The organism is Streptomyces sp. NPDC001443, assembly GCF_053597355.1.
The window spans coordinates 12921-25078 of sequence record NZ_JBSFIA010000035.1 but is presented as its reverse complement, the minus strand read 5'-3'; the positions used below and the strand labels follow the sequence as shown (position 1 = coordinate 25078).

10 protein-coding genes are annotated in these 12158 nt (G+C 72.2%); 4 read left to right on the top strand and 6 right to left on the bottom strand.

Annotated features, from left to right (window positions below; all coding sequences use genetic code 11):
- The first annotated feature begins 179 nt into the window (after nucleotides 1–179).
- Both ACWC24_RS30220 and ACWC24_RS30215 read left to right on the top strand, forming a co-directional pair.
- Nucleotides 180–800, top strand: coding sequence for an L-threonylcarbamoyladenylate synthase (locus ACWC24_RS30220; RefSeq protein WP_450666056.1), 621 nt, complete (start codon nucleotides 180–182; stop codon nucleotides 798–800).
- A 139-nt stretch (nucleotides 801–939) separates the two neighbouring features.
- On the top strand, nucleotides 940–1695 hold the full coding sequence (locus ACWC24_RS30215; protein ID WP_450666055.1) for a dienelactone hydrolase family protein: 756 nt from the start codon (nucleotides 940–942) through the stop codon (nucleotides 1693–1695).
- A gap of 93 nt (nucleotides 1696–1788) precedes the next feature.
- Here ACWC24_RS30215 and ACWC24_RS30210 read toward each other — a convergent pair whose 3' ends face one another.
- Nucleotides 1789–4188, bottom strand: coding sequence for a M4 family metallopeptidase (locus ACWC24_RS30210; protein WP_450666054.1), 2400 nt, complete (start codon nucleotides 4186–4188; stop codon nucleotides 1789–1791).
- Between the two features lie 347 nt (nucleotides 4189–4535).
- Here ACWC24_RS30210 and ACWC24_RS30205 point away from each other — a divergent pair, with 347 nt between their 5' ends.
- A complete protein-coding gene (locus ACWC24_RS30205) occupies nucleotides 4536–6035 on the top strand; it encodes a metallophosphoesterase family protein (RefSeq protein ID WP_450666053.1) in 1500 nt (499 codons plus the stop codon).
- Between the two features lie 87 nt (nucleotides 6036–6122).
- On the opposite strand, the gene ACWC24_RS30200 is transcribed toward ACWC24_RS30205, so the two are convergent.
- Nucleotides 6123–7142 carry a TauD/TfdA dioxygenase family protein gene (locus ACWC24_RS30200; RefSeq protein WP_450666052.1) on the bottom strand — a complete coding sequence of 340 codons (1020 nt, stop codon included), beginning with the start codon at nucleotides 7140–7142 and terminating at the stop codon, nucleotides 6123–6125.
- A 130-nt stretch (nucleotides 7143–7272) separates the two neighbouring features.
- On the opposite strand from ACWC24_RS30200, the gene ACWC24_RS30195 reads away from it, so the two are divergent.
- On the top strand, nucleotides 7273–8103 hold the full coding sequence (locus tag ACWC24_RS30195) for an aldo/keto reductase (protein WP_450666051.1): 831 nt from the start codon (nucleotides 7273–7275) through the stop codon (nucleotides 8101–8103).
- Between the two features lie 57 nt (nucleotides 8104–8160).
- On the opposite strand, the gene ACWC24_RS30190 is transcribed toward ACWC24_RS30195, so the two are convergent.
- The 4 genes from ACWC24_RS30190 to ACWC24_RS30175 all read right to left on the bottom strand — a co-directional run bounded on the left by ACWC24_RS30190 (nucleotide 8161) and on the right by ACWC24_RS30175 (nucleotide 12107).
- The gene (locus tag ACWC24_RS30190) at nucleotides 8161–10500 is read right to left on the bottom strand and encodes a SpoIIE family protein phosphatase (RefSeq protein WP_450666050.1); all 2340 of its coding nucleotides are present in this window, start codon (nucleotides 10498–10500) and stop codon (nucleotides 8161–8163) included.
- A gap of 168 nt (nucleotides 10501–10668) precedes the next feature.
- Nucleotides 10669–11136, bottom strand: a complete 468-nt coding sequence (locus ACWC24_RS30185) for a peroxiredoxin (RefSeq protein WP_392615837.1) — start codon at nucleotides 11134–11136, stop codon at nucleotides 10669–10671.
- Nucleotides 11133–11513, bottom strand: a complete 381-nt coding sequence (locus tag ACWC24_RS30180) for a DoxX family protein (RefSeq protein WP_450666049.1) — start codon at nucleotides 11511–11513, stop codon at nucleotides 11133–11135. The genes ACWC24_RS30185 and ACWC24_RS30180 overlap by 4 nt, the downstream gene beginning before the upstream one ends.
- 75 nt (nucleotides 11514–11588) lie before the next feature.
- Nucleotides 11589–12107, bottom strand: a complete 519-nt coding sequence (locus tag ACWC24_RS30175) for a MarR family winged helix-turn-helix transcriptional regulator (RefSeq protein WP_450666048.1) — start codon at nucleotides 12105–12107, stop codon at nucleotides 11589–11591.
- Nucleotides 12108–12158: the final 51 nt, after the last annotated feature.

Below are 12158 nucleotides of genomic sequence, written 5' to 3'. Positions count from 1 at the left end.
GCCGCTGACCTCAGGTTTCCTGGTCGGCGACGTTACCTCACGACCGGCCGGGGCTGACAGGGCCGCGTGTGCGGCCCACCGCCGGGGGCGCCGCCCCCACCGCCACCGGCGCCGCCCCGCCCGCTCCGGCCCGGTTCCGCCTGCGCGTCGGTCCGCCTCGCACGGCATAAGCTCGTGCAATGGCGAAGTACTACGACGTACACCCCGACAACCCGCAGCCGCGCACCATCGCCCAGGTCGCCGAGAGCATCCGCCAGGGCGCGCTGATCGCGTACCCGACCGACTCCTGCTACGCGCTCGGCTGCCGGCTGGGCAGCCGCGACGGGATCGACCGGATCCGGTCCATCCGCGGCCTGGACGACCGGCACCACTTCACCCTCGTCTGCCAGGACTTCGCGCAGCTCGGCCAGTTCGTGCGGGTGGACAACGACGTGTTCCGGGCGGTCAAGGCGTCGACCCCGGGCAGTTACACGTTCATCCTCCCGGCGACGAAGGAGGTGCCGCGCATGTTGCAGCACCCGAAGAAGAAGACCGTCGGCGTACGCATCCCGGACCATGTCGTCACCCACGCCCTGCTCGCCGAGCTCGGCGAGCCGCTGCTGTCCAGCACGCTGCTGCTGCCGGGCGAGGACGAGCCGATGACCCAGGGCTGGGAGATCAAGGACCGGCTGGACCATGTCCTGGACGGGGTGCTGGACTCCGGGGACTGCGGCACCGAGCCGACGACGGTCGTCGACTTCTCCGGCGGCGAGGCGGAGATCGTACGGTACGGGGCCGGTGACGTCACCCGGTTCGAGTGAGCCGACCTGGCCGTGCCTCCAAGTGGGCTTCTTTCAGGGGCAGTTCACGGTACGGCGGACGGTGCGTGAGAGCATGATCACGGCTTGGGACACCGGGCCGCCGAGTTGCTCGCCGTCGACCGCGCAGAGAGGCAGACCCATGACCTCCGTACAGGGAACAGCCGTGGACGTCCCTACCGAGGACGGCACCGCCGACGCCTACCTGGCCCATCCTGCGGACGGGCTCCCCCGTCCGGGTGTCCTGCTCTACCAGGACGCCTTCGGGCTGCGGCCGCACCTTCGGTCGATGGCCGACCGGCTGGCCGCGGCCGGTTACACGGTGCTGGTGCCCAACGTGTTCTACCGGCACGGCCGCACCCCGGTCTTCGACCTGCCCGAGTTCATCGACCCGGGGGCCCGCCCCGAGATCTGGGACCAGATCGTCCCGGTCATGCAGTCGCTGACGCCGGAGCTCTCGGTACGCGACGCCGACGCCTATCTGCGATGGCTGGCCGACAGCCCGCTGGTGGCCGACGGGCCGGTCGCGGTCACCGGCTACTGCATGGGCGCCCGGCTGGCGCTGCGCATCGCCGGCGCCTACCCGGAGCGGGTGGCGGCCGCGGCCGGCTTCCACGGCGGGCGGCTGGCGACCGACGCGCCGGACAGCCCCCATCTGGCCGCCGAACACATCACCGCCGAGCTGTACTTCGGCCACGCCGACAATGACCCGTCGCTGCCCGAGGAGCAGATCGAGCGGTTCGAGCGGGCGCTGACGGCCGCCGGTGTCCGGCACCGCTGCGAGGTCTACCCCGGCGCCCCGCACGGGTACACGCAGGCCGACACCGCCTCGTACCACAAGGAGGGCGACGAGCGGCACTGGGCGGCGCTGCTCGACCTGCTGGAGCGCACCTTCTGATCCGGCGTCGGGCCCCGCGCGGGCCCGCACGGACGAGGACATCCCGCACGCGGGGGGAGCCCGCGTGCGGGATGTCGTTCGTGCGGTGGAGGGTCAGCTGGTCGTCACGGCGGTGTCGTCGACGACGAAGCTGGTCTGGAGGGAGGAGTCCTCGACACCGCTGAACTTGATGCTCACGGTGGAGCCGGCGAAGGAGGACAGGTCGAAGGTCTTCTGGGTGTACCCGGTGGCCTTGTTGAGGTTGGAGTACGTCGCCAGCGTGGTCGATCCGGCGGTGACCGTCAGCTTGTCGTACGCCGAGCTGGTGGTGGTCTCCGCGGTGTCGATGTGCAGGTAGAAGGTGAAGCTCGCCTTGCAGCCGGAGGGGATGGTCACCGACTGGGACAGGGTGTCGGTGTGCGTGGAGCCGTAGCCGTCCATCCAGGCCTTGTACGAACCGCCGTGGGCCGCCTGGCCGGTGTCATTGGTGATGACGCCGCTGCTCGCGGTCCAGGTGGTGGCGCCGGACTCGAAGCCCGGGTTGCCGAGCAGCTGCGTCGAGGTGCAGGTGCCGCCGCCACCGGAGGAGCTGACGGTCCAGGTGAAGGACGCCGTGCCGGTCGCCCCGGTGCTGTCCGTGACGGTCACCGTGGTGCTGTACGTGCCGGCGGTGGTCGGCGTCCCGGTGATCGCGCCGGTGGAGCTGCTGATCGACAGGCCGGTGGGCAGACCGCTCGCGGAGTAGGTGAGCGAGCCGCTGTTGGTGCTGCTGGCCGAGATCTGCAGGCTCACCGCGGTACCGACGGTGGAGGACTGGCTGCCCGGGTTGGTGACGGTCACACCGCTGGTCGGCGGGGTGACGTGGCTGCCCACGTTGATGCCGGCGAAGGCGTTCGCCACACCCGCGTACTGGGTGGAGCTCGCGCCGTACAGGGCGGTCGCGGCGTTGAGCGCGGCGGTACGGGCGCTCGCGTAGTTGGTGCTGGACGTCATGTACGTCGTCAGCGCCTTGTACCAGATCTGGAGGGCGGCGGCGCGGCCGATGCCCGCGACGGCGACACCGTCGGAGGTCGAGCTGTTGTACGTGACACCGTTGATGGTCTTGGAGCCGCTGCCCTCGGAGAGCAGGTAGAACATGTGGTTCGCCGGGCCCGAGGAGTAGTGGACGTCCAGGTTGCCGACGCCGGAGTACCAGGAGTCGGCGGACGACCCGTCCTTGGACGGCTTGTCCATGTAACGCAGCGGCGTGCCGTCGCCGTTGATGTTGATCTTCTCGCCGATGAGGTAGTCGCCCACGTCGGTCGAGTTGTTGGCGTAGAACTCCACGCCGGTGCCGAAGATGTCGGAGGTGGCCTCGTTCAGGCCGCCGGACTCACCGGTGTAGTTCAGGCCCGCGGTGTTGGAGGTGACGCCGTGGCTCATCTCGTGGCCCGCGACGTCGAGCGAGGTCAGCGCGTGGGTGCTGCTGGTGCCGTCGCCGTAGGTCATGCAGAAGCAGCTGTCGTCCCAGAAGGCGTTGACGTACGCCGTGCTGTAGTGGACGCGCGAGTAGGCGGCGACACCGTTGTTCTTGATGCCGCTGCGCCCGAAGGTGTTCTTGTAGAAGTCCCAGGTCATCTGGGCGCCGTAGGCGGCGTCGGCGCCGGCGGTCTGGGTGTTGGAACCCGCGCCGGTGCCCCAGACGTCGTCGGCGTCCGTCATCAGCGTGCCGGTGCCGGACGTGCCGTTGTTCAGCGAGTACGTCTTGTGGCCGCCGCGGGTGGAGTCCGTGAGCTGGTACGTCGATCCCGACAGCGTGGTGTTCAGCGTGACCGTGCCGCTGTACTGGGTGTTGCCGGTACCGGTCTTGATGTCCTGGAAGCTGCCGAGCTCCGCGCCGGTGGTGGCGTCGGTGATCACGTGCAGCCGGCTCGGCGTGCCGTCGTCCTGGAAGCCGGAGACCACCGTCTCCCAGGCGAGCTTCGGGGTGCCGCTGGCGGCCCAGATCACCTTGCGGGCGCTGTCGGCCGCGGGCTGCTCGGCGTCGAGGGTCCTGGCCGCCGTCAGGGCCTTGGTCTCGGCCGCCGCCTTGGTGAAGGTCGGGGTGGTGGAGGAGACCTTCACGGCGTTCTTGTTGTTGAAGGTGGTGCTCACCGTGCCGGTGGCCTGCGAGGCGGGCGGGGTGTGCACCACGAGGTCGCCGCCGAGGACCGGCAGGCCGTCGTAGGTGCGCTCGTAACGCGTGTGGACGGTGCCGTCGTTGTCCTTGACGACGTCCTTGACGACGAGCTTCTCCTTCGCGCCCAGGCCGAGGCTCTGGGCGGTCTGGGTGGTCTTCGAGGCGGCGCTCTTGATCAGCGCCGTGTGCTGGGCCGGGGTGAGATCGGCCGTGAGGCCCCCGGTGCGCAGGGGGCTGGGGTGGGGGGAAGCGGACTGTGCGGACGCCGGGACGGACTGGATGCCGACGGCGAGGAAGGCGGCGGTGGAGAGCAGGGCCACTCCTACCGCGGTCCGCTTGCGGGGGTTGCGTCTCACTCGTTCTCCTACTGCTGCGGCCGTGGGGCGGCCGATGACAGACCGGACAGACGGGTGTGCTGTCCGGGACGAGCCGAGTTGTGCGGGGCCGTTGCTGCGCATGGAACTGTGACTGCTCTGTGCAGCGATACGGCGAGAATGGCAGGCTTGACCAAGCCATGTCAGCTACGTCAGGGGCAATCGAGGGTTATCCCTCTGTGCGCGACGGCTGCCCGTACGCACCGGACCAGCCGGACGATCCGCCCCGATCCCCCGTCTGTCCCCCCTCCCTCCGTCTCCGCGCACGATCCCGCTCCCTCGCCAGGGCCGCCGGGAAAGCGCCCCGGGCACGTTGCTACGGTGCCCGGATGTCTGAATCCTCACGCGACACGGCCGCGGGCGCGGGCTGGGGCGCCGCCGAACTCGGCACCTACAAGCGGCTGATGCCGACCGAGGTCGAGAAGTTGTCGTGGCTGAACCCCAGAACGCTGTGGGCCGCCCGCAACGGCGTGCTGGCCTCCTGGTTCGGCGATCCGACCGGCCGCACCCGCGGCCGTTGGGCGGACCGGGCCGCGGCGGCCGGGGCGCCCGCCGACAGGATCGTCCGGCGCGACGACCCGGACCGGTTCTCCTTCATGGTGATCGGCGACCCCGGAGAGGGTGACGAACCTCAATACGCCGTCGTGCCGGGGTTTCTGAAGGTCGCTCAGGACACCCGCTTCGCCGTCGTGGCCAGTGACGTGATCTACCCCGTGGGCAGCGCCGACGACTACGAGGGCAAGTTCTTCCGGCCCTACCGGGACTACCCGGCGCCCGTCTACGCGATTCCGGGCAACCACGACTGGTACGAGGACCTCGGCGCGTTCATGCGCGTCTTCTGCGGCGTCCCGCCGCTGCCCGCCGAACCCGCGCCCCGCCCGCTCACGAGGGCCTGGCTGCGGCATCTGCTGTGGCACCGCTCGCGCCCCGGCGACGGACAACATCTCGACGAGGCGCGGAAGTTGCGTCCCGCGGCCGGTCAACAGGCGGTCCAGCCCGGCCCGTACTGGGCGATCGACGCCGGACCCGTGCGGATCGTCGGCATCGACACCGGTCTGCTGGGCACGATCGACGCCGAGCAGGGCGCGTGGCTGCGCGAGGTGTCCCGGGGTCCCCGCCCCAAGATCCTCGTCACCGGATCGCCCCTGTACGTGGACGGCGAGCACCACCCGTGCCCGGTCGAGGGCGGCGGCACGGTCGACGACGTGGTCCGCGAGCCCGCGCACCACTACGTGGCGGCGATCGGCGGTGACATCCACAACTACCAGCGCTATCCGGTGGACGTGGACGGCCGGACCGTGCAGTACGTGGTCTCGGGCGGCGGCGGGGCGTTCATGCACGCCACGCACACCGTCCCGCGCGTCCAGGTGGCCGGCGTCGACGAGCACGCCTTCCGCTGCTACCCGCTGCGCGGCGACTCCCTCGCCTTCTACAGCCGTCTGTACGGCCGCCGGCTGCGCCTGCGCCGCTTCTTCACCCTCACCGAGGACGAGGCGACCGCCGTCATGGCCGAGCGCCTGGGCATCTCCCCGACCCGTGCCCCGGGACCGGACGCCAGGGTCACCCGGCGCGTCCGGCTGGTCGCCCGGCTGCTGGGCGCGGGCGGCCGTCCCGGCCGGAGGCACCGTTTCCGGCTGCCGGTGCGGAAGATCTACACCCAGCTGTTCTCACCCGGCTCGGCCACGTACAGCCCGCCGTTCTTCAAGAGCTTCCTCCGCGTGGACGTCACCCCGGACGCGGTCCGGCTGCGCTGTTTCGCGGCCACCGGCAACCGCGCCCAGGAACTCGACCCGCCGGTCGAGGACGACGTCTTCATACCGCTGCGCTGAATCCGAAGGCCCTGAACCCGTCCGCCCGGGCTTCCCGGGCGAGCCGGGCGGCGCCGCGAGCCGTACGGCGGCTCGCGGCGCGTCGGTTCACCAGCGTCCCGCCTCGGTGCCGACGAGCGGCCGGGACGGTCTGCCGTCGGTGCCGACCGGTACGTCACCGGCGAGCATCACCCGGTGCATGGTGCGGGGGAAGCCGAGGTGGGCGTTGTCGGTGGGCGCCAGATGGATGGTGGCGCGGTTGTCCCAGAAGGCGACGCTGCCCGGTTCCCAGCGGAAGCGGACCGTGTACTCGGGGCGGACCGCCTGCTCCAGCAGCATGTCCAGCAGCGCCCGGCTCTCCGGGCGGGAGACGTCGGTGATCTGGTCGAGGTAGTACCCGTTGACGTACAGCACGCGTTCCCCGGTCTCGGGGTGGACCCGCACCAGCGGGTGCTCGGCGGCGACCTGGTGGTCCAGCAGGTGGCGCACGTACGCGTCGTCACCGGGGCGCGGCCGGTAGCCGACGCCCAGCCGGTGCTCGGCCCGCAGGCCGTCGACGAACGCCCGCACCGGCGCGGACAGTCCGGCGTAGGCGGCCGCCAGATTGGACCAGGTGGTGTCGCCGCCGTAGGGCGGGACGGTCTCGGCGCGCAGGATCGTCGCGGCGGGCGGGTCGACCCGGGCGCCGTGGTCGCAGTGCCAGCCGCGCAGCAGGGTGTGCCGACGGCGTTCCAGCCACTCCTCGTGCTCCATCCCGAACCGTCCGCCCAGCTCCAGCCGGTCGGCGGTGGTCTCGATCAGGGGGAAGTCCGCGGGCGAGGCGCTGCCCCGCCTGCTCGGCGCGACCGGCTCGCCGAACCGGCGCGCGAACGCCATGTGCCCGGCGTGGTCGAGCCGCTGCCCCCGGAAGAACACCACCTTCCAGCGCAGCACGGCCGCCCGGATCGCGGCCACCTGGGCGTCGTCGAGGCCCTCGGCCAGGTCGACGCCCTCGATCTCGGCCCCGATGTGCCCGGCGGCGGGTCTCACCTCCACTCCGGCACCCCGCGCCGGCCCGCCCGTCGTCCCGCTGTCCCTCGTACGGCCGCCCGTCGTCCCGCTGCCCGTCGTCCCGCTGTCCCTCGTCATGCGCACTCCGCTGGTTCGGCGACATCATCTCCGTTGCGTCCATCGGGCTTCTCCCCCGCCTGCCCGGTTGATCATTCCGCCTTCCCTCCCCGAGGCTGGGACCGGAACACAGCCGAGGGAAGGTCCGACGGTGATCAGCACTCCGACGTACACGCTCGACGACGGCACGATCGTCCCCGCCCTGGGGCTCGGCACCTGGCCGATGGACGACGCAGAGGCCGAACGCGCGGTGGGCACGGCCCTGGAACTGGGCTACCGGCTCGTCGACACGGCCACGAACTACCGCAACGAGACCGGGGTGGGCCGCGGGATCGCCGCGTCCGGGATCCCCCGCGAGGAGGTCGTCGTCACGACCAAACTCCCCGGACGGCACCACGGGTACGCCGAGACGCTCGCCTCCTTCGAGGAGTCCCGCGCCCGTCTCGGCCTGGAGTACGTCGACCTGTACCTCATCCACTGGCCGCTGCCCCGCCTCGACCGGTACGTCGACTCGTGGCGAGCCATGATCGAGCTGCGGGAGCGGGGCCTGGTCCGCTCGATCGGCGTCTCCAACTTCACGGCCGGCCACATCCGGCGGCTGGAGGAGGAGACGGGTGTCCTGCCCGCCGTCAACCAGATCGAGCTGCACCCTCTGTTCCCGCAGGCCGACCTGCGCGCCTTCCACGAGAGCAAGGGCATCCGCACCGAGAGCTGGAGCCCGCTGGGACGCGGCTCCGAAGTGCTGGCCGACCCCGCCGTCGTCGCCGTCGCCGAGGCTCTCGGTGTCACCCCGGCGCAGGCCGTGCTGCGCTGGCACACCCAGCTCGGCGCGCTGCCCATCCCCAAGTCGGCCCACCCCGGGCGGCAGCGCGAGAACCTCGACGTCTTCGGCTTCACCCTGGACCCGGCCCGGATGACGGCCGTCACGGACCGCCCGCAGCGGCGTCTGGGCGGGGATCCCGAGGTCCACGAGGAGTTCTGACGCCCGACGGAGCCGCCCGAGGAGGACGCGCCCGACCCGGGCCGCCCCTTCCGGTGATCACGGCGGCGGCAGCTGCTGCTCGGCCCAGATGACCTTTCCGCTGCCGGTCTGCCTGCTGCCCCAGCGCTGGGTGAGCTGTGCGACGAGCAGCAGACCGCGCCCGCCCTCGTCGAAGGCGTGCGCGCGGCGCAGATGCGGTGAGGTGGAACTGCCGTCGGAGACCTCGCAGATGAGGGTGCGGTCCCGGATCAGCCGGAGCTGGATGGGCGGTTGGCCGTACCGGATGGCGTTGGTGACCAGTTCGCTGACGACGAGTTCGGTGACGAACGCCGTCTCCTCCAGCCCCCAGGCGTTCAACTGCTCGGTGACGGCCTGCCGGGTGTCGGCCACCCGCTCGGGGTCCGGTGAGATGTCCCAGGTGGCGACCTGGTCCACGCCGAGCGCCCGGGTACGGGCCAGCAGCAGGGCCACGTCGTCGCCGGGCTCCTCGGGCAGCACGGCCTTGAGCACGCTGTCGCAGAGGCCGTCGAGCGTGTCGGTGCGCGCGGTCAGCGCCCGGCACAGGTCGGCGGTCACGCTGTCGATGTCCCGTGCCCGGTCCTCGATCAGCCCGTCCGTGTAGAGGGCGACGACCGCGCCCTCGGGCAGTTGCAGTTCGGTCGCCTCGAACGGCAGTCCGCCGACACCGAGCGGCGGTCCCGGGCTCGTGTCGATGAGCTCCGCGGTGCCGTCGGGCAGCACCACGGCCGGGGACGGGTGGCCGGCCGAGGCCAGGGCGAGCCGGCGGGTGACGGGGTCGTACACGGCGTAGAGACAGGTGGCGCCGAGTTCGGCGACCTCGCCGCCGCTGTCGCCCGTCGCGAGGTGGGAGACCAGGTCGTCGAGGTGGGTGAGCAGCTCGTCCGGCGGCAGGTCCACGTCGGCGAGGGTGCGTACGGCCATGCACAGCCGGCCCATGGTCGCCGAGGAGGCGATGCCGTGCCCCACGACGTCGCCGACGACCAGGGCGACCCGGCAGCCGGACAGCGGGATCACGTCGAACCAGTCGCCGCCGATGCCCGCGAGCGATCCGCTGGGCAGGTAGCGGTGGGCCACGTCGACGGCCGCTTGTCCGGGCAGCCCGCGCGGCAGCAGGCTGTGCTGGAGGGCGAGCGCCGTCGCGCGCTCGCGGGCGAAGCGGCGGGCGTTGTCGATGCACAGGGCCGCCCGGCCGGCCAGTTCCTCGGCGAAGACGACGTCCTCCGCCGCGTAGTCGTCCGGATGCGCGATACGCACGGCCATGGCGACGCCCAGGGTGACCCCGCGGGCCCGCAGCGGCACCGCGATCAGCGAGTGGACGCCCTTGCGGAACGCGCGGCCGGCGGGGCCCCGGACATCGCGCTCCGCGACCAGACGGCCGAAGTCGGGGTCAGAGGCGCAACTGAGGATCCCCCGCCCCTCCCGCAGGGCCCGCACCGGCGGGCAGAACGGCGGGTACAGGTCCGCCTCGCCCAGGTGCACGGCCGCCTCCGGGGTGCCCTCGTTGACGGAACCGTGGGCGACCCGACGCAGCACGATCTCGTCGTCCGGCTCCCGGGGCGGCTCGTCCGCCCACAGGACCCAGTCGAGCAGATCCACACTGGCGAAGTCGGCGAAGTCCGGCACCAGGAGTTCCACCATCTCCTCCGCGGTGCGCACCACGTCCAGGGTGGTGCCGATGGCGGCCGACGCCTGGTTCAGCAGGCCCAGCCGGCGCTGGGCCCAGTACTGGTCGCTGCTGTCGAGCGCCGCGAGGGCGACCGCGGTCACCTCGCCCCCGGCGTCGCGGACCGGCCACATCTCGACGGTCCAGGCGTGCTCGCCGTTCAGCGCGGGCGCGCCGGTGAAGCTCTCGTACCGCACCGGCCGGCCCGTTTCGGCCACCTGGCGCAGATGGTTCGCGAAACCCCGGCTGTGCTCGGCGTCCGCGACGGTGTCCAGCAGATACCGGCCGTACAGGTCCTCCTCCGGCACTCCCAGCACCTGGCAGGCCACGTCGTTGACGCGCAGGTAGCGCTGCCGGACGTCGAAGATCGACATCGACATGGACGCCTGCTGGAAGGCCTGTCCCGCGAGCAGGTGCTGCGCGTCCCCGGCCGGCTCGGCGGTCACCACGTATCCGTCGGGTGTGCCCTGGGTGCCCAGTACGGGACAGGCCGTGAGCCGCAGAACGACGGTGGAGCCGTCGCGGTGGCGCAGGGCGGCGGTGCCGGTCGGCGGGGCCGCCGGGCCGACCTCGAGATCCTCGGCCAGCAGCTCGCGCGCCGGACGGCCCACGACCTGGTCGGCGGCGTGGCCCGTCAGCGATCGGGCACCCTCGCTCCAGGCGGTCACGACACCCCGGGCGTCGACAACCGCCACGGCTGCGACATGCTCCATGCATCCCAGGATGATCCGATTGTCGCAGTGCATCAAGCGCATGGGTCCGGTGGCGCGACGAAACCCCCCGGACGCCCCCGGAACCCGCCGTCGAACCCGCCGTCGAACCCGCCCCGCCCGCGGTCGCCCACCCACCGAGGGCGGCCCGGCGGGCAGGCGGCCGGGCGCTCAGCCCCGGTGGGCGCGGAGTGCGGCGAGGGCCCGGTCGGCGTGGGTGTTCATGCGCAGCTCGCTGCGTACGACCTCCAGCACGGTGCGGTCCTGCGCGATGACGAAGGTGACCCGCTTGGTGGGGGCCAGGGAGAACCCGCGCTTCACGCCGAACAGCTCCCGCACCTTCCCGTCGGGGTCGGAGAGCAGGGGCATGCCGAGCGTGTGCCGGCCGGCGAACTCCTGCTGCCGGTCGACGGAGTCGCCGCTGACGCCGACCGGGCGTCCACCCGCCTCGGCGAACTCGGCGGCGAGGTCGCGGAAGTGGCAGGCCTCGGCCGTGCAGCCGGCGGTCAGGGCGGCGGGGTAGAAGAACAGCACGACGGGCCCGTCGGCGAGCAGCTCGACGAGGCTGCGCGCGGTGCCGGTCTCGTCGAGGAGCGTGAAGTCCTCGACCTGGCTGCCGACCTCGACGGTCGCGCTCATGACCGGCCCTCCGTCCCGCGGGCGACGCTGCGGGCCCACAGCACGAGGGGGATCTGGAGCGGCAGCCGACCGAGGGCGGCGGCCTTCTGCGGGGTGGGGCGGTTGCGCCAGTCCACGGCCATCTTCACGTTGGCCGGGAACACACCGACGAAGAACGCGGCGGTGGCCAGTGCGGCGACCCGTCTGGTCCGCGGTACGGCCAGGCCCGCCGCGAGCGCCAGCTCGGCGACCCCGCTCGCGTACGTCCAGGTCCGCGGCGAGCCGGGCAGCGCCCGGGGCACGGTGGCGTCGAACTGGCGTGGTGCGGCGAAGTGGGCGGTGCCCGCGGTGGCCAGCAGACCGGCGAGCAGCAGGGACGAGCGTTCGGACCGTGGCACGGTTCCTCCTCTGACGACCTGCCGCGCGATATTACTGGACGGTAAGGCAGGTCGGTCACCCCGGGTCGGGCGGCGTCAGGCGCCGGAGGCCGGGGCGTGCTGGTCGGCGTCGTCCTCCGCGGCGTACGCGAGGAAGTCGTCGACCATGCGGTGGAACAGCGTGGCGAGCCGGCTCAGTTCCTGCGGGGACCAGTCGGCGAGCGCCAGCTGCATGCCCCGGGTGCCGGCGTCCCGGATCCGGCCGACGGCCTGTCGGCCCGCGACGGTGAGCTGGATGCGCTGGGCGCGGCCGTCGTCGGGGTCGGGCACCCGGGTGACATAGCCGGACTTCTGAAGCTGCTGCACCGTACGGGTGACGTGCGAGGCCTCCACGCCGAGCCGCTGGGCCAGCTCCCCCGGGCGGAGCGCGTCGGAGTCGGCGATCTGCCGCAGCAGCGCCACGGCGGCCCGGTCCAGCGGCACTCCGGCCAGGGCCATGAGCCGGTCGTGCTGCCGGGCGCGGGTGCTCAGGTACGTGATGCGGGAGAGCGCCCGCTCGATCTCGACGACTTCCGGGGAGGCGGAGGGGGCGGCGGGGAGCGGTGACGTGGACATACGCACCAGGTTACCATATCGTTGCGTAACTCAAGTAAATAGTTCGGGGCG